Origin of the sequence: Anaerostipes rhamnosivorans (assembly GCF_005280655.1) — a bacterium.
GTDB classification, from domain to species: Bacteria; Bacillota; Clostridia; order Lachnospirales; family Lachnospiraceae; genus Anaerostipes; species Anaerostipes rhamnosivorans.
Genome location: NZ_CP040058.1, coordinates 2,728,725 through 2,754,118 on the forward strand (window position 1 = coordinate 2,728,725; position 25,394 = coordinate 2,754,118).

The window sequence follows — 25,394 nt, forward strand, 5'->3', positions numbered from 1 at the left end:
ATTCCTCCTAATCTCTTATGTAACCTTATGATTCTTTTATTGTGCTGATACAGTAGATGTCATCCGCCCAGTCCTTTAGGGAATCGGGCAGGCTTCTCCCTGTCATGATGACTTCCAGTTCCTCATCCCTGCCGGCGATCAGTGCCACCAGTTCCTTCTCTGTGAGAAGTCCGAGATCCAAAAGTCCGAGTACCTCATCCAACACTAAGACATCACACTGTCTTGTGTCGATGACCTTTTTTGTATAACAGAGACCGTTTCCAATGAAGTGCTCCTGTTCTTTTTTCTGTTCAGGAGTCAAATCCATGTAGTGCTGGTCATACTTTTCAAAGCTGAACAGCTGAATCTCTGGTTCCAGGCGTCTGATAAAGCTGATTTCTTCCGTGTCTTTTCCTTTCAGGAATTGAACAATAATGACTTGCTTCCCCTGTCCTGCTGCTTTAATACAGTGGCCTAAGGCAGACGATGTCTTCCCCTTGCCCTGTCCGCAGTAAACTTCCACTCGTCCTTTCATCTTTTCACCTCAAAGAATCTTCCTTTAGTAATATCGCTTTATTATATCACCAATCCGGCAAAAAATCTATCCCTTATCGTGCGAAGCAAATTCATGGCATTTTACTGGTCATGCCCCATTTTCAGCGGGATTACTCTTCTTCAAGAACCTTCATTTCAAGTTTGTTCACAGAAACTTCATAGGCCGTTCTCTTAACAACCTCAAATTCACTGATCCTTTTCTGGTATTCACGGCTCTGGATCCTTCCCACCAGTTCAATCCTGGCTCCGATTTCCAGGCTGCCCGCAAATCTGGCATTCCTTCCCCAGCAGATACAAGGGATATAATCGGACTTGCCATATGAACGGTTCACAGCCAGCAGGATGTCACAGATCTCCCGTCCGAGAGGTGTCATCCGGTAAACCGGCTGTTTACAGATAAATCCGTCCAGCTGGATCTGATTCGGCTTCACGTCTTCCATGGAATCCAGAAATTCCAGATCCCTGACAAAGACAGATAAAATCAGATGATTATGGTTTTCTTCATGCTTGTTATAAGAGCGGAACTGTCCGAAAGCCCTTAAATATTTGCCCCGGCAGTCTTTTGTCACATCCACTAAACGTTCGGAAATCATCAATGGTATTTCATCAGTCGCTTCGCTTAACCTGTTTACTAAAAGTTTGACCATATAAAAACCTTCACCAAAAATCTCATGGCTGTATTCAAAGGTGGATATGATCTCGCCCGCTACCTCCACTTGATTATTATTGATTCCTTTTTCTGTCATACTTTTTCTCCCTTCTTGTATCAATTCGTGTACTATACAGAGTATTCCAAATTGGCAGCAATTAGAAGAAAAATCCTTCGACAAAATATTCGGAAGGTTTTGACATTATTTTTTCTTATATGCCTGTCTTTTCCTCATTGTAGGGTCCAAAATCTTCTTTCGGATCCTGATATTTTCCGGTGTAATCTCCAGCAGTTCGTCCGTGTCAATGAACTCCAGAGCCTGTTCCAGGCTTAAGATTTTAGGTGGTGAAAGCTTCAGTGAATCATCGGAACCTGAGGCACGGGTATTGGTGAGCTTCTTGGTCTTGCAGACATTCACTTCTACATCCTCAGCCTTTCCGTTCTGGCCGATGACCATACCGCTGTAAACCTTCTCGCCGGCTCCCACAAACAAGGTTCCTCTTTCCTGGGCCGCAAATAAGCCATAGGTTACAGTCTCACCTGTTTCATAGGCGATCAATGAACCCTGCTTGCGGTACTGGATGTCCCCCTTATAAGGTCCATAACCGTCGAAAACTGTGTTTAAGATACCATTGCCCTTTGTATCGGTGAGAAACTCACCCCGGTAGCCGATCAAACCTCTGGACGGAATAGAGAATTCCAGCCGGGAATAACCGCCCTTGGCTGAACTCATTCCCTGAAGTTCCCCTTTTCTCTGGCTTAACTTATCTATTACGGCCCCTGAGAACTCTTCTGGAACGTCCACGACGGCGATCTCCATAGGCTCCAGTTTTTTGCCGTTCTCGTCTTCTTTATATAGGACCTCAGCCTTGCTCACTGCAAACTCATAGCCTTCACGGCGCATATTTTCAATCAGGACGGATAAATGGAGTTCTCCACGTCCGGACACCTTATAGCTGTCGGTTGAATCACTCTCTTCCACTCTCAGGCTGACATCCGTATTCAATTCCCGGAACAGACGGTCTCTTAAATGTCTGCTTGTCACAAACTTGCCTTCCTGTCCCGCCAATGGGCTGTCATTGACCATGAACTGCATGGCAATGGTAGGCTCTGAGATCTTCTGAAATGGGATGGCCACAGGCTCCTCCAGGTCACAGATCGTATCCCCAATGTGGATATCAGAGATTCCAGAGATTGCCACGATAGAACCAATCCCTGCCTCCTTCACATCCACTTTGTTAAGTCCCTCAAATTCGTATAATTTGGTGATGCGGACCTTCTGCTGCTTTTCTTCCTCATGGGCATTGACCACCATATATTCCTGGTTAACCTTGATAGAACCGTTGTCCACTTTACCGACACCGATCCTTCCCACATATTCATTGTAGTCAATGGTACTGATCAGTACCTGGGTTGGTTTTTCCGGATCTCCCTCCGGAGCTTCAATGTGTTCAATGATCGTATCAAACAAAGGCTTCATATCCTTCTGTTCGTTATCCAGATCAGTGACTGCATATCCGCCCTTTGCGGATGCAAACACAAACGGACAATCTAACTGCTTATCGTCAGCATCCAACTCCATCAGCAATTCCAGAACCTCATCCACTACCTCGTGAGGTCTTGCCTCCGGCCGGTCTACCTTATTGACACATACGATCACTGACAGATCCAGCTCCAATGCTTTTTTCAAGACAAACTTTGTCTGAGGCATGGGACCCTCAAAGGCATCCACAACAAGTACAACACCGTTTACCATCTTTAACACACGCTCTACTTCGCCTCCGAAATCAGCATGCCCCGGTGTATCAATAATGTTGATCTTTACATCATTATAACGGACTCCGGTATTTTTCGACAAAATCGTGATACCGCGTTCCCGCTCAATATCGTTAGAGTCCATGACTCTTTCTTCCACTGCCTGATTTTCGCGGAAGGTACCGCTCTGTTTTAACAGTTCATCCACCAATGTGGTCTTTCCATGATCGACATGGGCAATAATCGCAATATTTCTAATATCTTCTCTTACCATCTTTTACTCACTTTCCTTTAAAAAACGTCAACTTTTGTAGTTTAGCACATACGGATATAAGATTCAAATATTACTCTCATTGTTTCCCAAAGCATTTTTGCCATTCATATTTCATTTTGTTCCGAAAATCCGGTCTCCGGCATCTCCAAGTCCCGGGAGAATGTAACCGTTTTCATTCAGTTCCCTGTCGATCTCTCCGCAGTAGATCTGGATATCCGGATGTGCTTTTGACAGACGCTTTACTCCCTCCGGCGCCGCAATGATGGAAACAAACTTAATCTGTTTTCCGCCTTTCTGCTTTACGAACTGTACTGCGGCATCTGCTGATCCTCCTGTGGCCAGCATAGGATCTACAATAAGGATCATTCTTTGGTCAATGCCTTCCGGAAGCTTACAGTAATATTCCTTAGGCTCCAGTGTCTCTTCATCCCTGTACATCCCCACATGTCCCACCTTTGCGGAAGGTACCAGGGACAGGATCCCGCCGGTCATGCCAAGTCCTGCCCTTAAGATCGGGACCAAGGCCAGTTTTTTCCCTTTTATGATCGGCGCCATGGTCGTCTCCAGAGGTGTCTTGATCTCTATTTCTTCCATTTCAAGGTCCCTGAGCACCTCATATCCCATAAGCATAGAAATTTCTTCCACTAAAGCTCTGAATTCCTTTGTTTTGCATGTTTCATCCCTGAGCTGGGATATCTTATGCTTGATCAGCGGATGGCTGAAAACAGTTACATTCTCGTTCATGATCATTTCCTTTCTTTTTCTCCTGTAGTTTCTATCAAATTTTATCACAAAGCCACGGGGAGAGAAAACCTTTATCTTCTATTTTTATTATGGTATGATATGCTCACGAATATGCTAAGAAAGGAACCTGATTTGTATGAACCAGTTTTCATTGATCGACCGATTATATAACGATCAGATTTTGTCGAAAGAAGACTTTATCTGCCTCATAGAACACAGAACCAAAGAAGATGCCGAATATATAGCATCCCTGGCCCGGAAAGAGGCACAGAAGATATATGGTACAGGAGTGTTCCCACGAGGGCTCATTGAGTTTACCAACTACTGCAAGAATGACTGCTGTTACTGCGGCATTCAACGTTCTAATGCAAATGTGAGCCGTTACCGCCTGACACCAGAGCAGATCCTCTCTGCCTGCCAGTGCGGATATGAGCTTGGATACCGAAGCTTTGTCCTTCAGGGAGGAGAAGATCCCTATTTTAACGATGAACGTATGGTTTCCATTGTTTCTCTCATGCGCAAAACTTATCCTGACTGTGCCATCACCCTGTCCCTTGGGGAACGCTCTCTGGAAAGCTATCAGGCTCTCCATGCGGCCGGCGCTGACCGCTATCTTCTGCGCCATGAGACAGCCACAGAGGAACACTATCAGCACCTTCATCCAAAGGAAATGTCCCTGGCTCACCGGAAACAGTGCCTGTGGAATCTAAAAGAAGCTGGCTTCCATGTGGGTACCGGCTTCATGGTGGGCGCTCCCGGACAGACTGCGGCCCATCTGGCAGAGGACCTGCTGTTTATTAAAGAACTGGACCCTAAGATGGTAGGCATTGGTCCATTTGTGCCCCATCACGACACCCCTTTTAAGGACGAGCCGTCCGGCACAGCAGAACTTACAACCTTTTTGATCAGCATTCTGCGCCTGATGAACCATCATCTTCTGCTGCCTTCCACTACGGCCCTTGGAACCATTGATCCTAAAGGACGTGAAAAAGGGATTCTGGCCGGTGCAAATGTAGTGATGCCGAATCTTTCCCCTATTGATGTCAGAAAAGACTATGCCCTATACGACAACAAGATCTGTACCGGCGATGAAGCCGCTGAGTGCGTGGGCTGCCTTGGCCGCAGGATGGACAGCATAGGGTATCATTTAGAATTCTGCCGCGGGGATTATAGATAATCATCGTCTTCCATCTTATTCACGGCATCCAATCGGTTGCTGGCCCCTAATTTAGAATAGATATGGATCAAATGGCTTTTCACCGTAGCCAGGGAGATACACAGATCCCTGGCTATCTCTTTGTTTGTCTTTCCTTTTTTAATCTCCATGAGCACTTCCCTTTCTCTCAGAGTGAGCAGCTCATTCTGTCCTGCTGTGCCAAGGCTTCGGATAAAGTCCTGTTCCTTTGCGGACAGCTGTTTTTTCCACAGAGGCCCTGCCTTTTGTAAAAGTTGTCCCCACTGATCCCTGACCATCCAAAACGGCAGGCGGTGATTTTCAGAAAAAGAATAATATACTGCTTCCGACATAGCAGCTTCTCTTATCCGGATGCTTTCTTTATCTTCTTTATGGAGCAGGAGCCTGGCTTTCATAAGTCCTGCCTGGGAAATGGCAGCTTTATTTCCTGTTTCCCTGGCGTAGGCCAGAATTCTTTCCAAAAGCTCCAGCGCTTCTTTTTCTTTCCCTTTCTCCCACAGCAGCAAAGCATATAAAATCTGGCTGTTGTAATCGGTTTCCTTCAGGTCTGTACTCTCATAGTCTTTTTGGAACTCCTCAAATACAAGATCCCCGGGCATCGCTTTGTAATAAAGCAGCAGTTCTTCTCCCATATGGACCAGTTTTGCTGCCGAATAGTTTCTAATATCAGCCAGCATCTCCCTGGCTTCTTCGTACTGCCCCGTTATAACAAGCAACCTCAAGCTTGTGACCTTCCAAGCCAGCAGGATGCTTCCAGATTTTTCTTGCATGTATTTTTTTGTCTGGCAAAGAGCCTCTCCTGCTTTCTCAAGTTCCATCTGTTTTATATAAACCCCGGCAATCCCCACAAAGAAAGAAGGCTTCATGTTGGGAAGTCTTGCCATAAGCGGCCGGGAGGCCTCATAAGCTTCCATAGCCTTCGAAAGTTTCCCTGTATACTCATACATCTGGCATTTTGTTGTGTATAGGAAAAAACCAATATACAGGTTTGCCGATTCCTGATAATACTGATCCGCTTCCCTCAGATATGCTTCTGCTTCCCGGACTCTGTCCTGAATAAACAGCAGGTAAGCATTTTTGATCAAGGTGATCGTCATCGTCATCTTTCCCATGGGAAGGTTTAATGTCTCCTCAAGGGGAAGAATCTCATTATGTCTCTTCTGGATGGACCTGGCCAGAAACAGATCAATATAGGAAAACGCTTCATACACCTGGTCATACTTCATCTTTTCCTCGATCAGACGGTAGATTTTCTCACACGTTTCTTCCTCAAAGTTTGAATAATAATAGAAGAAAGCCTGACAGGCAAACTCAGGACATTCTGCTGAGCGTTCAATAGGAATCTGTTTTAAATATGTGATGGCTTCCCCGGCGAACTCCATCTGTGCGATGACCTGCATGGCATGTGTGTAGTCTCTTCTTTTTATATCATACTTCAGACATTCGCCAAAATCCCCTTTTTCTAAATATACCTCGGAGGCTTTCCGAAGAATCTTCCCCTTTTGACTCTCAGGCAGTGTTTCAAATCTGCGCCCGAAGAATTCTTTTAAAATATCATGACAGCAGTAAATCTCCTTTTCTTCATTTAAGATTGTGAGCATAACATTTTTCCCGAGCAGCCCCTGTATCATCTGCTGAAATGAGAAGTCCTCAAACAAAGACCCGCAGACTTCTTCATCAAAGTATCCAAGGATTCCAGCCACTGTGAGGAATTCGGTCTCTTTAGATGTAAGACTGGAGAGTACTTCTCTTTCCATGTATTTGTCGATAATACTTCCGCTGAATTTCTGTTTTCTTATATTTTCCCCGTCCTTTGTAACGGAAAGTGACAGAAGCTGCAGGCCTCCAACCCACCCCGCTGCAAGCCTGCACATCTCTGACAATGTTGTTTCTTTGCAGGAGAGCTGCAGGGTGTTTTTTAAAAAGGCTGCTGCCTCCGCCCCATCCAGCTTTAATTCTTCCGGACGAATCTCAAAGAGTTTTGCCTCCATTGCCAGGGTTCCCAGGTAGATATCCGGTTTTTTCCGGCCGGACAGAATAAGGTGCATGCTATCCGGCATATGGGCAACAAAAAAATCCAGTGATTCCAGAAGCTTTTGATTCTTTATATACTGAGCATTATCCAGCACAAGGAAACACTCCCCAGCCTCATAGAGGCGGTTGATAAGCAGTGCCAAAACCTGCTCCATATCTTCTTCCTGAATATGTTCTTTTAAAACCGTCTGCATCTGTATGTCATTTCCGATCAGATCCTTCAGAGCTTCCATCACATAGTTCCAAAAAACGATCACATGATCAAAAGCTTCATCCAGCGTGATCCAGAAGACCGGTCCCGAACCGGATTGCTGAAACCATGAGGAGACCAGAGTCGTTTTCCCCGTTCCTGCGCCTCCTTCGATCAATGCAGCCTTTGAGTATCTGATCTGTTCCAGCTTGGAAAACAGACGTGTTCTTACCACATAATGGTCCCGTGGAACCGGCATCCCGATTTTCGTCATGATCAATGGTCTCTCCATCTGTCTCCCCTTCCCAACTTTATTTCTGCCCTGATTGTACCCTGAACACCTGCCCTTTGCAACTGTCTGCTTAACTCCTGTACACCTTCCTTCTGCTCAAGCCCGCTGAGATCAAAAGAAACGCAACGGTAACTGCCGCCACATAAAAGATCTGGGCCTCATTCACTGTGGTGATCCTTCCCTGTTCCACCCCGTGCAGAAAGGACAAAAAGGCTTTCTGGGGCAAAAGGACTGTAACCAGGTTAAACAATCTGCCTGTGCCTGAAAAGGAATAAAATCCCCCTGCCAAAACTGAGGTGAGCACAAACACCGCGGAACCAGCCATGCTGGCGGTCTCCTCCTGAAAGACCGTATAAAACAGCAGGGAGGCAGCAGATGCAAATGCTGACAGCAGTCCGATCATCCATGCATATTGGAGCAGTGTAAATCCCATCTGAAAACCGGCCAGCCACAGGATACTGACGGTGAGAAAAGCGGGCAGAAAGGTAAACAAGATGGAAAACAAAAGATGTCCTGCTAAATATCTTATATGGGAAACATCAGAAACCAGCACCCTGGAAATCAGATGTTTCTCCTTGTCCTCGCCGAACAGGGAATTATAATAGAGACTCTGCATCAAAAGAAACATCATCATAAATCCCATGACAGTGCTCCCTTTCTTCTTGGTTTTTATCTGTGTCTCCTGCATGTTTCCGCCGTGTCCCACCGCATCTGAGATCTTGGACTCAAATTGCTTATCTCTCAGGGTATGGACCTTGATTTCCCCCTGTGCGGATATCTCAACCACCGCATCAAAACGCTGGGAGACCAGGTCTGCTTTTGGCGGAACTTTTTTCAGTTTTGTCACTTTAATGTTCTGGCTCTTTGGCAGGGAGATACTGCTCTTTGATACTAGCGCGATATTCCCTGCTGTCTCTGGCATTCCTGCCAAATATACCGCAGCCAATATACTGATGATCGTGAGGGTCATGTAGATCATTACATTCTTCTTTTTCTCCAGAATTCTTTTTAAATTATTCATAAATACCGGAATCATAAGCAGTCCCCTCCTTTCCATGTTTTAAAGCATCCCAGAATTCCAAGACCTGACAGGATCAGCAGCCCAATGCCCGCATAGATGCAGTAGACCGGGATCTGGTCATAAACCAGTAAAAATACAGACTGTATGATCCATTTCATAGGAGATAAAAAACTAAGTTTCCGAAAGACTTCCCCGAATCTCTCCAATGAAACAAAAACACCGCCGGCCAAAGCCATCAGCTGCAGAACAAGGCTCAGGATCTGATTTGCAGTATGTTCGCTTTTAAACAGACAGCATAAAAATACTCCCAAGACTGCCGCAAACAGCTCTGCGCTTATAAACAGAAATACAAGCCACGGCCATGCCCCGCTTCCCAGATAGATGTGGAAACTGATCTTTAAAAGGCCTATGGTCACAAGATGGCAGACAAGACCGAACACAAAGGATGCAATGATTTTTGAAATCCAGATCCATGCATTATTCACCGGTGAAAATAAGATTCTCATGTTCCCCGCTTTGATCCTTTCTTCCATAAAGCTGTTGGCTGCGATTGTTCCCGTATTCATCACGGCAAACACGGTCATGGCAATGCCATAGTAATCATAGGACGTCACACCGCCTCCGTACATTCCTTTTGTCAGATATCCAAGGGCCGCTGTCAGCAGAAATGAAAAAACGATGTTATAAAAAATCCACATGGGATTTGTAAAAAGATTATAAATATCCTGTGTAATTATATTTTTTACTGCTTTCATAATTCATCTCCTAATCCCTCAGTGTTCTTCCGGTCAGATTCAGAAATACCATCTCAAGGCTTGTATTTTCACAGGAAAGATGGCTGATCTTAAGTCCCTGTCGCACTGCCTCTCCAATGATAAAATCCAGATTCTCCACGTTTTTCAGTGTTGCGATCTCTATGATCCCCTCCTTGGCTGACACTTCTTCCACCCCTTCGATCTTATAAAATCCCTTGGCAGAAAAATTCTCCAGATTCTCCACAGACAAAAGATACCGTTTCTGTGTCTCCAATTCTTCTTTTAAGGATTCTTTGGTCCCCTCCGCCAAGATCCTGCCGTGGTCCATGATAATGATCCTTGTTGATATTTCCTCTACTTCTTCCATATAATGTGTCGTATACAGCACTGTCATTCCCTTCTCTCTCAGTTCCCGGATAGAATTGAGAATATGGTTTCTGGACTGAGGATCGATCCCCACCGTGGGCTCATCCATAATAATAATCTCTGGATGGTGGGTGATGGCACAGGCAATGTTAAGTCTCCGCTTCATCCCGCCGGAAAACGTTTTAACTTTATCCTTTCTGCGGTCCCACAGTCCGGCGAACTCCAGGGATTCTTTTGTCCTTTCCTTCAATTCCTCTTTTTTTAATCCATACAGGGAGCCGAAAAAATGAACATTATCCTGGGCGCTGAGATCTTCATACAAAGCCAGGTCCTGGGGTACAAAGCCCAGATGCTTTTGAAATTCCTTACTGCATGTTCTGATATCCCTTCCATAATACAAAACATTTCCTCCGTCATCTTCAAGAACCCCGCTTAATATATTGATTGTAGTACTTTTCCCAGCGCCGTTTGGTCCCAGCAGGCAGAGAATTTCCCCTTGATTAAGCTGGAAAGATAAGTTTTTTATCACTTCTTTCTTTTGAAACACCTTTTTCAAATGATTGATATTTAATATGGTATTCATCATATGCCTCCTTTATTTGATATGATCATTGTAGATCAAGGCACAAAAAAAGAAATCAACCGAAAGGTTGATTTCTGTATTCTTATTTTTTGACAAACTATAGTTATTCAAATGCCTTTTCATCTCCAGTTTTTTCCCTCTCAACAGAAGGGCACGGCTGTATTCTTTATACAGCTATGTCTTCCAAAATGTCTACCGGATCCTTAAAAAAGTCTGGTAAATATCCACTGCTCCGAATCCCCATTCCCTATTGGGATAAGTCCGGTCCGGATCTCTTCTGGCTCCCCGGATCAGATAATTTTTCATTCTCAGCGTATTTAAGATCAAGTCATTTCCCTTGACCGATCCCCACTCTAACATCAAAGCCGCAATCCCTGCGACTACGGCACCTGATATGCTGGACCCTGTCTTCATACCGAAGCGTCCTCTGGGTAAAACGCCGATGACATTTACCCCGGGAGCTGCAAAATCAGGCTGTACGGTCATGGTCCTTGGAAATCCTCTTCCGCTTTCAATAAAAAAACTGTTATTGCTCTGGTTATACGTGGAGGGTGTGATGACGGGTGCCGCGTTTCCCGGAGCCGTCAGTGTATTATAAGGCGTAGATTCCAGAAAGTAGGTCTCATCAGAGATAAAATTGCGGATAGGAAGCCACATATCAAACTCCCTGCTACCCACATTTTCATCCGTCACATAAAACCTCCAGATTCCTTCTGCCGGCTGCCTGAACCGCATTCGGATAAACGGTGAACCCGTGGATACATCGATAGTGAAATAATCCACAGCCAAATTGGTATTTTCCAGAAGAAACGTGATATCCCTTCTGCCTTTATAACCCCCCGAAATAGTCCCTGTTCTCTGTCCCGATGGGGATTCAATATCCACGAAAAACTGGTTGGGCTGAAATCCCCATAATTCAGTGGTAAATCCATACTCATTGGGACCGACCTTCACCTCAACTACAACTTCCCCGTCCGTCAGATTCCCTGCATAGTGATGCTTTGCCTGACCTTCGTTTCCTCCGCATACTACCACCGTGATCCCCGGCTGGTAGGCCAGCGTGGAAATCTGTCTGGCTAAAGGAGAGGTGCCCGTATGGGAAGAGAGATTCGTACCAAGGCCCAGATAGATGACAATGGGCATGGAAAGCTCATCTGCTTTCTCCAAAACGTAACGGATCGCCAGCATGATATCCGGCTCCGCATATACTTCTCTGGAGGGTTCAATGCAATAATATTCCTTTAAATATCTTTTGGCCTGCTTAAGTTTGACTACAATCAACTCCGCTCCTGGGGCAATACCCGAAAAATTTTCCTCCTGTACTTCATTCCCGGCAATCATTCCCGCAAGAAATGTACCATGGCCTGATGTGTCTTCCGTAGGAACGGTCTCCAGAGGATTTTCCGTCTGCAGCGCATTGTCAATCTGTTCCTTTGTATATTCCGTCCCATATCCATAGGGCATGGGAGGATTCTCTCCCTGTATGGTCTGGTCCCAGAGATACTGTATCTTTGTGGTCCGGTTTCCCAGCTGGAACACAGAGTTTGTATAGTCGATCCCTGTGTCGATGACGGCCGCCAGGACCCCCTGCCCGGTCAGGTCAAGACCTGAACGCCTCACCTGGGCCGCACCGGTTTCCTCCAGCACCTGCGTATCCATCAGACCATAACACCTGGGGATCGCATTCCCCGAAAAATCATCCACCGGTGACGCGGACGCCTCCCGCCGGTCAATATAAACAATCGCATACTGAAAGTTAACCTGGGTGATACAATCTGTTTTATAAAAATCACGGAGCTCCTCCGTACTGGTCCTGAAACCGGATATATAATCACGGTAATCCTCATTGACTGCTACACCAACGCAATCTTCCGGCATAAACATCCCCCAAACATCATCTTCCTAAATTAATATGAAAATTTAATTTGGATTATGTCTCTTTTTCTCTATGAGGTGATTTTGTGCAGTGTCCACATAATACTGACTGCTCTCTTTGATATGCTGGATCTCTTCATCGGTCACCCGACGCACAACCTTGGCCGGACGGCCGAACGCAAGACTGCCGTCAGGAATCACGGTTCCTTCCGTCACCAAGCTTCCCGCACCGATAAAACAGTGGGTCCCGATCTGGGCTCCGTTCATGATGATGCTTCCCATGCCGATCATGGACTCATCCCCGATGGTGCATCCATGGAGAATCGTATTGTGGCCCACGGTCACCCGTTCGCCCACGATAACCGGATGTCCTTCCTCCACATGAACTGTACAGTTTTCCTGGATATTGGTCTGTCTTCCGATCTGTATTCGGTTCTCATCTCCCCTTACCACCGAGGAAAACCAGACAGATACTCCGTCTTCCAGTTCTACATCTCCCAATACTGCCGCTGTCGGTGCCTGATAATATGTCTTTTCCATAGTGTCTGCTCCTTAAATTCTCTCTGAAATTTCGCCTTTGCGATATGCTGTCACGAGACAGCCCAGATCTTTGATGCTTTCTTTGATGCGCCTTCCATTGTCCGTATCCCCGACCCTTTTTCTGCGGGTCACTTTCTTGGACAGGACCGTATCTGAGTGGATATCGGTTTCTTCTCTGATCACAACATCCCTGGACTTAAAAGGTTCATGTGCTACCAGCTTAATTCCGTAAGAATTGGAAACCAGGGTATAACCCGCGATCCCCGTCTTCTTCTGGTAAGCTTTTGAAAAACCTCCGTCTATGATGAACAGCTTGCCCTTACATTTGATGGGGCTCTCGCCGTCTTTTACTGCAACGGGCATATGGCCGTTGACGACATGTCCTTTCGTTCCGTCAGCGTCAAACTCCTCCAGTATCTGGTATAGAACTGCCTCCTCCTCGATCAGATGATAATAGTAATCCTTTGTTTCCTTTTTCAGATCTGCATCATCCACAAAATACCGTTCAAAGGTAGCCATCTTGTCTTTTCCGTATACCGGTGAGTTTTCATTAGACCATATGTACCACATGATATCCTGTCCATATTTCCTCTTTGAGGAATTCTCCTGCTCAAAATATCCCTGGCGGACGTGGTGTTCCAGCACATCATAGAGAGCCTTGCCCGCATACTTTTTCCCGTTGACTTTCACCTGCCGAAAACTTCCGTCGGCATTCAGCGGTACACAGCCATGGTAAAGCACCATATCGTTATATGTAAGATACATACTTCCCTTTGAAAAGAGAAAACGCACATGCTCCTGCAGATGAGCACAGTATTTAAATGATGTGACCAAATGCTCCATGACGTACTCTTCTTCTTTGGTCAGCTGATACGGATTCTTCGGATCAATCGTCGGAAAAAGAGCGTCTTTCAGAGGATATTCCGTACCCTGGATACAGATGGTTCCCTTGTCATAATCAATCTTGTCCAGCAGCAGACGATCATCCATACCAAAATCCGGTCTTCTCTTGATCAGCTGTCCTTCCAGCTTAAACTGGATCACGGCAATGGCCTTGTGCATTTTTTTATTGAGATCCAATTCTCTGACGTCCTCTTCCTGAACATCCCCGGAAACTCTGAATAGCTCACATTGGTCATCCTTGTAACAATCCAGAGCAAACCGTGCCAGAGGAATCAAGTTGATTCCATATCCGTTCTCCAGTGTATCAAGATTATTGTATCTTGCGCTGATCCTTACCACATTGGCAATACACGCCCCATGCCCGGCTGCTGCCCCCATCCACAGAATATCATGATTTCCCCACTGGATATCCAGTGAGTGGTAATCCATCAGGCAGTCCATGATGCGGTGTGCTCCCGGCCCTCTGTCATAGATATCCCCGATCACATGGAGATGGTCGATGGTGAGTCTCTGAATCAGATGTCCCAGAGCCGCGATCAACTCCCTTACCTGTCCGGTCTTTAAGATCGTCTCGATGATCTGGTCAAAATATTCATCCTTGTCCAGCATTCCATGCTCCGTGATCAATTCCTCCATGATATATGCGAACACCGGAGGCATAGCTTTTCTTACTTTAGATCTTGTATACTTGCTGGCTGCCAGTTTGGCCATTAAAATCAAACGGATCAGTGTAGTCCGATACCAGGAATCCAGTTCTTCTTCCGTTAAATCCTCTTCCATAAGATCCATCTTCTGCTCAGGATAATAAATGACAGATGCCAAATTCTTTTTCTCCTTCATACTCAGGATATTGCCGAACTGGTCATCAATTTTTCCCCTGATGGCCCCGGATCCGTTCCTCAATATGTGGCTGAATTTTTCATACTCTCCATGAAGGTCAGACACAAAATGTTCTGTCCCTTTCGGCAGATTTAAAATTGCCTGCAAATTAATAATTTCCGCAGAAGCTGCAGAAATGTTAGGGTACTGCTTGGACAGCTCTTTTAAATACTTTAAATCATTCATACACAATCCTCCATGATCTTATTATATCATCTCCTTAGTAAAAATATAATGCTATCTGATCTGCGAAGAAAAATTTCTGTACATCTGTCTATCATAAGGAACAAAGTGGGCAAGCCCACTTCATCTCCCCAGCCCCTCACTCTTTGAGGTGCTTGACAACTTTGGGCGCTAAATGCGATTTGACTTGGTCAAATAATTTCCTCACGCATTTGTGTGCATAATGCCCGCAGGGCTTTTTTGTTCCATAGGGAGGTTCGAAGAACTTTCCTATGGAATAGAATTAAAAGCCAGATCAAATGATCCGGCTTTTTTGTCTATTGTCCCCGCAGTTCAATCACCGGCGTACCATGGTTTTGAATATAATCCCGGTTGATGATCACTCTTCCAATGGTATCATCCTTTGGAATCTCAAACATGATATCCAGCATAAACTTCTCTATGATCGCCCTTAAAGCACGGGCACCTGTCTTCTTTTCCAGCGCTTTTTCCGCAATAGCTTCCAGCGCGCTTTCGTCAAAGATCAATTCCACCTCATCCAGTTCCAGAAGCTTCTGATACTGTTTTAAGATGGCATTCTTTGGCTCTTTTAAGATCCGTACTAGCATGTCTTTAGACAGTCCCTCTAAGGTAAACACCATAGGAAGCCTGCCCAAAAATTCCGGTATCATTCCGTATTCTCTGAGGTCATCCACTGTGACCCTGGAGAGAATATTTTCATCTTTGTCAAACTTATCCTTTAAATCTGCGTGAAAACCTATGGATGTCTGTTTCATCAGACGCTTTTTAATGATCTCATCCAGGTCAGGGAATGCCCCGCCACAGATAAACAGGATATTCTTTGTATTGATTGTCGTCATCGGCACCATAGCATTCTTGCTGGTAGCACCTACCGGCACTTCTACTTCAGCGCCCTCCAAAAGCTTTAACAGCCCCTGCTGTACAGATTCTCCACTGACATCGCGGCTGTTGGTATTCTGTTTCTTTGAGATCTTGTCAATCTCATCGATAAAGATGATGCCGTGCTCTGCCTCATCCACGTCGTTGTCTGCGGCCTGCAAAAGCTTGGACAGCACACTCTCCACGTCGTCACCGATATAGCCCGCTTCTGTCAAGGAAGTGGCATCAGTGATGGCAAGCGGCACTTCCAGAAGCCTGGCCAATGTCTTTACAAGATACGTCTTCCCGGAACCTGTAGGTCCGATCATCAGCATATTGGACTTGTCAATCTCGATCTCATCCATCGTGTTGGTTACCACACGTTTATAATGATTGTATACTGCCACGGACATGACCTTTTTTGCATAATCCTGTCCAATGACATATTCATCCAGCATCGCCTTAATCTTGTGGGGTGCCGGGATATCTCTAAGATCTAATTCCTTTTTTTCCTTCTTCTTTTTCTTTTTCTCTTTCTTTTTCACTGCCTGCTGCGGCGGTTCCTGCATATTTTCCATGAGACGGGTCAGATCCATATTGTTCAGATCCATGTTGGATGCATCGATAAAGCTGAACTGTCCGTTCCCCATGCTGTCCATGGTTCTCTGCATACAGTCTACGCAGATGTGGATATCCTTCGGCAGAGTGATCATCTTCCCTGTTACGGATTCCGGTCTGCGGCACAGATAGCAGTAGTGTTCCACATCATGCGGATCATCCTCTTTTGTGGTCTCTGCAGGCACTTCTTTTTCTTCTAATTCTGTATCCTTTATTTCTTCCGACATTTCATGTACCTCATTTCTTTGTCATTTCGCATACCAATCGGTCTTTTGCCAGTCCATATACCTCCCGGATGGTCTCCAGTCCCTTTATCATATCTTCTTTCTGCATTTTCGTAAACCCCAAAATGTACTGCTCTCTCTCAGGACAGCCCTCGATATAATACAGAGAAAGGGCGTAAATCCTGACTCCTCTGTTCAGCAGTTCTTGTTCAAACCACTCTGTATCCTTTATGTGGAAATCCACACGCACATGAAGGCCTGCCCCTGCCCCATAAACTGTGATCGAGCTGTCAATTTCCTTAAGCTTTTGAATGAGCAGATCATGTTTTTCTTTATAGACGTTTCTCATCCGGTTCTGATGCCGTTCAAAATGTCCCTCTGATAGAAAGGAGGTCAGAACCCGCTGATCGATTCTTGATACAGCGCAGGAGAAATTCCCTGCTGTTTTCTTGTATGCAGCTATCAGACTTTTAGGCAGCACCATATATCCGATCCTGATGGCCGGAGCAATGGCTTTTGAGAAGGTTCCAAGGTAAATGACTCTTCCACTCTCATCGATGCCCTGCAGGGCGGGTATTGGTTTTCCATAGTAGCGGAATTCGCTGTCGTAGTCATCCTCAATGACATACCGCCCATCCTTTTCCCGTGCCCATTTGATCAGCCGGCTCCTTCTCCCGATGGGAAGCACCACACCGGTAGGATACTGGTGAGCAGGCGTCACATAGGCAAGATCTGCGCTGCTTCGCTCAAGTTCCGTGATCTTCAGCCCTTCCTCGTCCATATTGACCGGAACAACCTGAAATCCCAGCTCCCGGATTGTCCGGTATGCATTCAGATAAGCAGGATTTTCCATGGCCATCACCTGATCCTTGCCCAGGGTCAGCCTTAGAAGGAACAAAAGGTTCTCAATCCCTGCTCCTATGACGATCTGGCTTGTAGCCACGTGCACACCCCTGGACTGTCTCAGGTAATACATGATGGCACGCCTCAAGTCCATATCTCCCTGGTTTTCTCCCTTTTGAAACAACTCACTGTTGTCGTCCATCATCACTTCCTTGAGTAGCTTCCTCCACACATTATAGGGAAACAGGGACATGTCAACTCCCACCGGAGAGAAATCATAGGGTGCCGGTTCCTCCTGCTGTACAAACTCCTCGTCTTCTGCCTCCACCGGTATATGAAACGCGGCCAGATCTTCCACCTGACAGACAAAATATCCCCGTTTCGGCTGCGCCTCGATATAACCCTCCGCCGCCAGCTGCCCGTATGCCAGATCAATGGTATTGCGGCTTAAGTCCATATGCTTTGCCAGTCTTCTGGTAGATGGAAGCTTTGAGCCGCAGGGCAGAGCCCCGCTTCGTATTTCATCCCGGATATAGGCATAGATCTGCCTGTACAGCGGTTCTTTTTTTGTATGGTCCAGTCCGATGGTAAGCATCTGTCCCTCCCCGGTTGTGTCCTAGTAATTCTTTACCGTGATCTTTTCAATGACAATATCTTTTTTTGGCTTGTTCTCAGCCTTCGTATCCGAGACGGTCTGGGCCTGCGCAATCTTATCCAGCACATCGTATCCGTCATATAACTGTCCGAATACAGTGTAATCCCCAGTCAGGGACGGGTATCCTCCCTGGTCCTTAAACAGCTTCCTCTGGTCTCCGGTCAATTCCACAGGAGAAGAATCCAGCATCTCATCGGTGACCTCTCGGTTCTGCACTACAAAAAACTGGCTTCCGTTTGTATCCGGCCCTGCATTTGCCATACATAAAGCCCCCCTTAACGGAATCAAGGAATCTGAAGTCTCGTTCTTGAACTCTTTCCCCCAGATACTCTGTCCGCCTTTTCCTGTTCCAGTTGGGTCTCCACCCTGGATCATAAAATCTTTGATGACCCTGTGGAAAATGATCCCGTCATAGTAATCGTTAGCCGCCAAAGTAAGGAAGTTTTTGACTGCCAATGGAGAATCCTTTAAAAAGAACTTAAACTTCATTGTTCCGTATCCTTTGACCTTTACTTCCGCTACCGTCTCTCCCTTGGAAGGCTCTCCGATCTGCACGGTCTTTTTGGCACCGTTGATCTTGATCTCTTTATATTTGCTGAGCACCTTTGCCTCTGTGGAAGTCTCCGCAGTCGTTTTTGCTTTCTCTGTTTTATCCTGTTTCTTTGCAGTCTGGCATCCGGCAAGCGCAAACATAGTCAATACCAGCCCTCCTGCGATCAGTTTCTTCTTCATGAATATGGCTCCTTTACTGTTCTCTGATTTTATCTGCCGGAAATACAATCCCGGTCTGCCGTCTGGCTTCATCTATGATCTTCATTTCAATGACGGAGGCCTCCAAATACGGATGGTCTACCTGATTTGTCCCGATCAGTTCCAAAAATGTCTCTGTCTCATACTTCATAGGATTTTCACGGCTTTCAAACTCAAGGAATTCTTCTGTACCGTCATTGTACAAGATCTTGATCTCCTGTGGGTTCGGGCACTCAGAAATGATCATACAGCCCTTTTCGCCCTGAATCTGGGTGGGAAGTTTGGAATTTGTGATCTTTGAATAGATGACTTCCGCCTGTTTGTCCCCATAGGAAGCGATGATCGTCCCCGCTCCGTCCACACCGTTGTCCAAAAATATAGCATCCGCCAATATTTTATCAGGCATACCGAACAATGCTGCGAGAAAATGCACGCAGTATACCCCGATATCCATGACAGCCCCATTGGAAAGCTCCGGCTTAAATGCATTTTCGATGATGCCCATCTTAAACTTGTCATAGCGTGAAGAATACTGGCAGTACTGGATGGTGGCACGGCGAATAGCTCCCAGCTTCGGAAGATGCTCCAACATCGCCTTGTATCCAGGTGTATGTACAGACTTCATCGCCTCCATAAAGATCACTTGATTGTCCTTAGCCGCCTTTACCATCAGTTCCAATTCCGTTAAATTGGACGCCACCGGCTTCTCACAGAGCACGTGCTTTTTATGGTTCAGCATCATCATCGTATGTTTAAAGTGGCAGTATGTAGGACTTGCCACGTAAACTGCGTCAATATCAGAATCCTTTGCCAGTTCTTCAAAATTGTCATATACTTTTTCTACCCCGTATTTGCCCGCAAATTCTTTTCCTTTTTCCATGGTCCTTGAATAGACTGCTGTAAGTTCGATCCCGTCTAATTCCTGGACCCCTTCCATCAGCCAATCCGTGATAAAGTTCGTTCCTATACACGCTAAACGTACCATAATTCCCTCCTTGTGATAAATGCAATTTAGCCTCTGGCATGCCGGTGCAAAAAACACCAACGTGCCGGAGGCCTTCAGGACTGGAAGATGTATATCCCTCCTAGTCCGCTGTTTCAAACTGACTGTTATAAAGGTTCGCATAGAAACCGCCTTTGGCAAGCAATTCCTCATGATTCCCCTGTTCTACGATGTCCCCGTGATTCATGACGAGGATCACATCAGCATCTTTAATTGTAGAAAGACGATGGGCGATGACAAAGCTGGTCCTTCCCTCCATCAGATTATCCATGGCCTTCTGGATCCGCTCCTCTGTCCTTGTATCTACAGAGCTTGTAGCTTCATCCAGGATCAGGATCTTAGGATCTGCCAGGATCGCCCTTGCAATGGTCAGAAGCTGTTTCTGCCCCTGGGAAATATTATTGCTCTCCTCATTTATTATCATATCATAACCTTTCGGCTGTGTCTCGATAAAATGATGGGCAAATGCAGCTCTCGCCGCTCCCTGAATCTCTTCTTCGCTGGCATTAAGCTTTCCGTACCGGATGTTGTCGCGGACAGATGCGTTGTAAAGCCATGTATCCTGCAGCACCATTCCGAACATCTGGCGGATATCGCTTCTCTTGAACTCTCTTAAGTCATGGCCGTCTATCTTGATAGAACCGCTGTTGACATCATAAAATCTCATTAAAAGCTTAATCAATGTCGTCTTTCCGGCGCCGGTCGGACCTACGATAGCGATCTTTTGTCCCTCCTTCACTTCCACAGAGAAATCATTGATGATGGTCTGGTTTTCATTATACCCAAAGGATACATGTTCAAAGGATACATTTCCCTGCAGTGAAGACACATCCACCGGGTTCTCGTCTACTTCAGCCTCTTCTTCCTCTTCCAGGAATTCAAAGACACGCTCCGCGGAAGCCGCCGTAGTCTGCATCATATTGCCGACCTGAGCCAGCTGGGTGATAGGCTGGGTAAAGTTTCGCACATACTGTATGAAGGACTGGATCTGGCCTACCTCAATGGTATTTTTGATAGCCAGGAATCCGCCCAGGATCGCCACGACCACATAACCCAGGTTACCCACAAACTGCATCAGCGGCATCATTGCCCCTGAAAAGAACTGGGACCTCCATGCAGAATTATATAATTTTCCGTTGACTTTTTCAAACTCTTCCACAACACTTTTTTCTTTATTAAAAACTTTTACAATGTTGTGTCCACTGTAGATCTCTTCCACCTGTCCGTTGACTTCCCCCAGCAGCGCCTGCTGTGCCTGGAAATAAGGCTGGGATTTTTTCATGATCGCTCCGATCATCAGAAAAGAGACCGGAAGGATGATGACAACGGCTACAGTCATCGGAACACTGATCCTGATCATCATTACAAACACACCGATGATGGTGGCTATTGACGTGATGATCTGGGTCATACTCTGATTCAGGCTTTGCCCAAGAGTATCTACGTCATTGGTGATCCTTGACAATACTTCTCCGAACGTTCTGCTCTCAAAGTATTTCATCGGCATACGATGAATCTTTTCAGAGATATCTTTTCTCATCTGATAGGTAGTATTATTGGACACATGCGTCATGATCAGTCCCTGCAGGAATGAAAATGCCGCCGATGTAAGATACAGGCCTAAGAGCATAAGCAAAATACTTCTGATCTTAGAAAAATCAATACTGCCCGTTCCCTGGACCTTTTTGACCAATCCGTTAAATATCTCTGTTGTGGCATTTCCCAGGATTGTCGGTCCTACAATATTAAACACGGTACTGGCAATGGCAAATAAGATGACAAAAGCTATGGCAGCATAGTAGCGTCTCATGTACTTTAAAAGCTTTTTAATGGTCCCTTTAAAGTCTTTTGCCTTCTCGCCGCTGCCCTGCATCGGGCCATGGCCCATTCTTCTGCCGGGTCTTCTATTCTGATTACTCATGTTCTGCCACCTCCCTTGCTTTTGCAAAATCATCCTCTGACAACTGGGATTTTGCAATCTGTAAGTAGACTGGACATGACTCCAGCAATTCTTCATGAGTTCCGGTTCCCACAACACGGCCCTCATCTAATACAACGATCTGGTCCGCATGCAGGATGGTGCTGATTCTCTGCGCCACGATCAACGTCGTGCTGCCCGCAGTTTCCCTGGCCAAAGCCTGACGGAGAGTTACATCTGTTTTATAGTCAAGTGCAGAAAAACTGTCGTCAAAAATGTAGATCTCCGGATCCTTTGCGATGGCTCTGGCAATAGAAAGCCTCTGCTTCTGTCCTCCGGAAACGTTGGAACCGCCCTGGGCGATCGGTGAATCATATGCCTCTTTCTTTTCTTCAATGAAATCCGTGGCTTGGGCGATCCTTGCCGCCTTCTTCACCTGTTCTTCCGTGGCGTCTTCTTTTCCATAACGTAAGTTGGAATCTATGGTTCCTGAGAACAACACACCTTTCTGTGGTACATAACCAAGTCTGTCTCTCAAGTCTGACTGCTTTACATCGCGGATGTCGGTCCCATCCACTAGGATGCTTCCCTCGGTCACATCAAAGAATCTGGGGATCAGGTTAATCAGCGTGGATTTCCCGCTTCCCGTACTTCCTATAAACGCCGTCGTCTTTCCGGAAGGAGCTGTAAAACTGATGTCGTGCAGCATATCTTCTTCCGCATCAGGATAGCGGAAGGATACGTTCTTAAATTCCACTTCTCCCTTTTTCTCTTTGATAAATTCTTTCGGCTGTTCTGGGTCTTTGATCATGATCTCAGTATCCAGAATCTCATTGACACGCTCTGCTGCTACCTGTGCTCTCGGCATCATGATGGATACCATAGAAATAAACAGGAAGGACATGATGATCTGCATAGCGTACTGGATGAATGCCATCAAATCTCCTACCTGCATTCTTCCGAGATCAATGTTGTCTGCCCCCACATAGACGATCAGCACCGTCAGTCCGTTCATGATCAGCATCATCAGCGGCATCATAAACGTCATGGCTCTGTTGACAAACAGGTTCGTCTTCATGAGATTTTTATTGGCTGTATCAAATCTCTCTTCCTCGTGCTTTTCTGTGCTGAATGCACGGATAACCGGAAGTCCCGTCAGGATCTCCCTGGAGACCAGATTCAGCCGGTCAATCAGCTTCTGTAAAGACTTAAACTTTGGCATCGCTACCGTAAACAATACCAAGATCACAGTCATGATCGCAACAACTCCGATAGCGATGGTCCATGTCATATTGACGTTGGTCTTCAGTACCTTATAGATACCTCCAAGACCCATCAGCGGTGCAAATACCACGATCCGAAACATCATGGTCACAAACATCTGGATCTGCTGAATATCATTGGTACTCCTGGTGATCAGAGATGCTGTGGAGAATTTGTCAAACTCTGAGTTTGTAAAATCCATAACCTTTTTGAAAATATGGTCACGAAGGATCCGGCTCAGCCTTGCAGCCAGTTTTGCTGATAAAAGTACAACTGTCACGGCCATGGCCAGCAGTGCAAGCCCCACCATGATGGCTCCGGTCTTTAACATGTAGTTGGTCTGGATCTGGTCCAGATCAAGGCCCATAGCTTTGTACTCGGCTTTTACAAAGGAGATGGCTGCCTGGCTGATAATGCTGTCCGGCATGTCATCAATGCTCTTTCCTTTGAATTTCTGGGCCATTTTCGCATTTTCTTTGCTCTGTCCGCTCTGCTGCATCATTTTCATTTCCAGCATCAGCATAGGTTTGGAAAGGACCCTATCCAGTTCCTCTCTCTCTTTTTTGCTGATATTTTTCTTCACGTAGAGCCGGCCTTTTTTATAGGAGTCATAATCTGAGTGCTTCACCTGATCTTTGGTGTACAGCTCATAGGCATCCTTAACTTTGTCTGCATCTTTTTGTTTCATCATTCCAACGAGTGCCTGCATTGTCTCTTCACGCATGGCGTCGGGAACTGCGTCCTCAATTCCGCCCTGCTGAATTCCGACGTTGACGATATCGGACGTATAGGTCGGGATCGTCAGTTCACAGCTGACCTGCACACATAAAAGCAGAACAATACATGCAATAGGGATATACGCTTTTTTCAGATATCGGAATATTTTTAGCATGTTGTCTCCTTTCTACGACTATTCCTTACATTTACAAGTTCCCATTTCCAAATCAACTAACTTCTCCAGCCCCTCATAAAACTTTGTGAGCAGGCGGAACAGTTCTTCCTTTTCATCTTCCGTAAAGGTGTTCATGACCTGATCTTTAATATCAACGGCGGCTCCGGAGATCTTTTCATAAATCTGGCGGCCGTGTACCGTGAGATACACAAGGCTCCTTCTCTGGTCTTCCGGGTCCTGCTTCCTGATGACAAACTCTTTCTTCTCAAGTCTTCTGATCATCACATTGATGGTGGAAGGCTTAATTCCTAATTTATCCGCAATTTCCTTCTGGGTCACCCCTTCTTTTTTGTAAAGGCTGGTAATCAGAGGCATCTGCCCCGGATGCAGCCCGGCCTCTTTCAAATAGGCAAATCCAATTGCAAAATTTTTATGGTTTATCTTCAGCAGCAAATGATAAATGCCGTCATCTTCATACATGATATCTCCTTTCAAAAGATTAAAATGTTTCTTATCCTCCACTTATAAGCTGGGAGTTTTCTTTCCTCTCCAGATAGATTAGTTGTCTAATCATTAGTTGACTAATCGATATCATAGCACAGCACATTTAAAAATACAAGAACAGATTTGTGAACATTCCGTGACATTTCTGCCAAACTATGTTCCCAGCGTTTTTTTGAAATATGCTCTGATCTCTCTCCATGCGGCTTGACTCTCCGGGAACAGGCCCATTGCCAGTTCAAACACATGGAACATGTCAGGATAAATGCTGGTTCTCACCGGTACTCCGCTCTCCCTGGCTTTTCTGGCAGCTCTCAGCGTGTCATCCAGCAGTACTTCCCTGCCGCCTGCCTGAAACAGCATGGGAGGAAACCCATGGAAATCCCCAAACAGCGGAGAAATATACGGATCCCTCACATCATGCTCTCCCGGATACAGGGAGTCATATATCATCGTCACCTTCGATCTTCCGAACAGGGGATCCCTTCCGTAGTTATACTTAAGGCTTTCGCCGCTCAAGGTCAGATCTGTCCACGGCGACATGGCGATAAATCCTCCGGGCATAGGAAGACTGTGGTCTTTTAAGTACATTCCGAGAGCCAGCGCTAAGCCTCCCCCTGCGGAATCCCCTGCGACGACAATCCGTTCCGGAGCGTATCCCTTCTGATAAAGCAGCCACCGGTAAGCGGAAACCGCATCCTCCAGCGCAGCGGGAAACGGATGATTTGGCACCACTCTGTAATCAGGAGATAAGACACTTCCTCCCCCGCTGCAGACAGAATACTGGACGGCCGCCCTGCGGTATGCATTTCTCAGAGTGCCGATATATCCGCCGCCGTGAAGCTGCAACACTGCCGTGTCATTTTTGTTCTGTTTTGGCGAGAGAAATTCCATCCGAAATTCTCCCCCTGAAAGCTTTTCATTCGTATATCCCTTCGGACATCTCCATCGGTATTCCTCTGGATTCTGATGCCCCATTCCTGTGGCATAAGTCCTGCCGCGGGGTGTCGCTGTAAATCCTCTGATGCATTGAACGGCCATCTGTCCGCGGAAACTTGCTCGTTTCATTGTATGCT

The 25,394-nt window shown here is 46.0% G+C and carries 19 protein-coding genes and 1 pseudogene; 1 reads left to right on the forward strand and 19 read right to left on the reverse strand.

The features are described 5' to 3' along the window. Positions 1 to 25: 25 nt before the first annotated feature. The 4 genes from AR1Y2_RS13605 to upp form a co-directional block, all read right to left on the reverse strand. Positions 26 to 514 carry a cob(I)yrinic acid a,c-diamide adenosyltransferase gene (locus tag AR1Y2_RS13605; protein ID WP_137329454.1) on the reverse strand — a complete coding sequence of 163 codons (489 nt, stop codon included), beginning with the start codon at positions 512 to 514 and terminating at the stop codon, positions 26 to 28. Positions 515 to 644: 130 nt separating this feature from the next. After that, positions 645 to 1,280, reverse strand: coding sequence for a single-stranded DNA-binding protein (locus AR1Y2_RS13610; RefSeq protein ID WP_137329455.1), 636 nt, complete (start codon positions 1,278 to 1,280; stop codon positions 645 to 647). A 105-nt stretch (positions 1,281 to 1,385) separates the two neighbouring features. Beyond that, complete coding sequence (gene typA / locus AR1Y2_RS13615) at positions 1,386 to 3,212, reverse strand: translational GTPase TypA (RefSeq protein WP_137329456.1); 1,827 nt, start codon at positions 3,210 to 3,212, stop codon at positions 1,386 to 1,388. Between the two features lie 111 nt (positions 3,213 to 3,323). Continuing rightward, on the reverse strand, positions 3,324 to 3,956 hold the full coding sequence (upp, locus tag AR1Y2_RS13620) for a uracil phosphoribosyltransferase (RefSeq protein ID WP_137329457.1): 633 nt from the start codon (positions 3,954 to 3,956) through the stop codon (positions 3,324 to 3,326). 136 nt (positions 3,957 to 4,092) lie between these two features. Here upp and hydE point away from each other — a divergent pair, with 136 nt between their 5' ends. Next, positions 4,093 to 5,133 (forward strand): [FeFe] hydrogenase H-cluster radical SAM maturase HydE, encoded by a 1,041-nt coding sequence (hydE, locus tag AR1Y2_RS13625; RefSeq protein ID WP_137329458.1) that lies wholly within the window; start codon positions 4,093 to 4,095, stop codon positions 5,131 to 5,133. Here the strand turns inward: hydE and AR1Y2_RS18185 are convergent. The 15 genes and pseudogenes from AR1Y2_RS18185 to AR1Y2_RS13700 form a co-directional block, all read right to left on the reverse strand. Further along, entirely contained in the window at positions 5,124 to 7,667 is a 2,544-nt protein-coding gene (locus AR1Y2_RS18185) for a LuxR C-terminal-related transcriptional regulator (protein WP_175403662.1), read from the reverse strand. The two genes, hydE and AR1Y2_RS18185, sit on opposite strands and share 10 nt — an antisense overlap. Positions 7,668 to 7,737: 70 nt before the next feature. Further along, positions 7,738 to 8,703: an ABC transporter permease gene (locus AR1Y2_RS13635; protein WP_175403663.1), complete on the reverse strand. Its 966-nt coding sequence runs from the start codon at positions 8,701 to 8,703 to the stop codon at positions 7,738 to 7,740. Then, positions 8,700 to 9,443, reverse strand: coding sequence for an ABC transporter permease (locus tag AR1Y2_RS13640; RefSeq protein ID WP_137329460.1), 744 nt, complete (start codon positions 9,441 to 9,443; stop codon positions 8,700 to 8,702). The genes AR1Y2_RS13635 and AR1Y2_RS13640 overlap by 4 nt, the downstream gene beginning before the upstream one ends. A 10-nt stretch (positions 9,444 to 9,453) precedes the next feature. Next, a pseudogene (locus AR1Y2_RS13645) lies at positions 9,454 to 10,305 on the reverse strand (ABC transporter ATP-binding protein); the annotation flags it as partial. A 279-nt stretch (positions 10,306 to 10,584) separates the two neighbouring features. Further along, positions 10,585 to 12,270 carry a S8 family peptidase gene (locus AR1Y2_RS13650; RefSeq protein WP_137329462.1) on the reverse strand — a complete coding sequence of 562 codons (1,686 nt, stop codon included), beginning with the start codon at positions 12,268 to 12,270 and terminating at the stop codon, positions 10,585 to 10,587. Between the two features lie 42 nt (positions 12,271 to 12,312). Beyond that, positions 12,313 to 12,807, reverse strand: a complete 495-nt coding sequence (locus AR1Y2_RS13655; RefSeq protein WP_137329463.1) for a gamma carbonic anhydrase family protein — start codon at positions 12,805 to 12,807, stop codon at positions 12,313 to 12,315. 12 nt (positions 12,808 to 12,819) lie between these two features. Then, the gene (locus AR1Y2_RS13660) at positions 12,820 to 14,775 is read right to left on the reverse strand and encodes a fructose-1,6-bisphosphatase (protein ID WP_137329464.1); all 1,956 of its coding nucleotides are present in this window, start codon (positions 14,773 to 14,775) and stop codon (positions 12,820 to 12,822) included. 314 nt (positions 14,776 to 15,089) lie between these two features. Continuing rightward, positions 15,090 to 16,496: an ATP-dependent Clp protease ATP-binding subunit ClpX gene (gene clpX, locus AR1Y2_RS13665; protein ID WP_137329465.1), complete on the reverse strand. Its 1,407-nt coding sequence runs from the start codon at positions 16,494 to 16,496 to the stop codon at positions 15,090 to 15,092. 10 nt (positions 16,497 to 16,506) lie between these two features. Further along, positions 16,507 to 17,931: a MocR-like pyridoxine biosynthesis transcription factor PdxR gene (gene pdxR / locus AR1Y2_RS13670; protein ID WP_137329466.1), complete on the reverse strand. Its 1,425-nt coding sequence runs from the start codon at positions 17,929 to 17,931 to the stop codon at positions 16,507 to 16,509. A gap of 21 nt (positions 17,932 to 17,952) precedes the next feature. Continuing rightward, the gene (locus tag AR1Y2_RS13675; RefSeq protein WP_137329467.1) at positions 17,953 to 18,723 is read right to left on the reverse strand and encodes a peptidylprolyl isomerase; all 771 of its coding nucleotides are present in this window, start codon (positions 18,721 to 18,723) and stop codon (positions 17,953 to 17,955) included. A gap of 13 nt (positions 18,724 to 18,736) precedes the next feature. Further along, positions 18,737 to 19,726, reverse strand: a complete 990-nt coding sequence (locus AR1Y2_RS13680; RefSeq protein ID WP_137329468.1) for a Gfo/Idh/MocA family protein — start codon at positions 19,724 to 19,726, stop codon at positions 18,737 to 18,739. A 100-nt stretch (positions 19,727 to 19,826) separates the two neighbouring features. After that, positions 19,827 to 21,665, reverse strand: coding sequence for an ABC transporter ATP-binding protein (locus AR1Y2_RS13685; protein WP_137329469.1), 1,839 nt, complete (start codon positions 21,663 to 21,665; stop codon positions 19,827 to 19,829). Beyond that, positions 21,658 to 23,817 (reverse strand): ABC transporter ATP-binding protein, encoded by a 2,160-nt coding sequence (locus AR1Y2_RS13690; RefSeq protein WP_137329470.1) that lies wholly within the window; start codon positions 23,815 to 23,817, stop codon positions 21,658 to 21,660. Before AR1Y2_RS13690 ends, AR1Y2_RS13685 begins: the two co-directional genes overlap by 8 nt. An 18-nt stretch (positions 23,818 to 23,835) precedes the next feature. Further along, entirely contained in the window at positions 23,836 to 24,297 is a 462-nt protein-coding gene (locus AR1Y2_RS13695) for a MarR family winged helix-turn-helix transcriptional regulator (RefSeq protein ID WP_137329471.1), read from the reverse strand. A gap of 177 nt (positions 24,298 to 24,474) precedes the next feature. Next, positions 24,475 to 25,386 (reverse strand): alpha/beta hydrolase, encoded by a 912-nt coding sequence (locus AR1Y2_RS13700; protein WP_137329472.1) that lies wholly within the window; start codon positions 25,384 to 25,386, stop codon positions 24,475 to 24,477. Positions 25,387 to 25,394 lie beyond the last annotated feature (8 nt).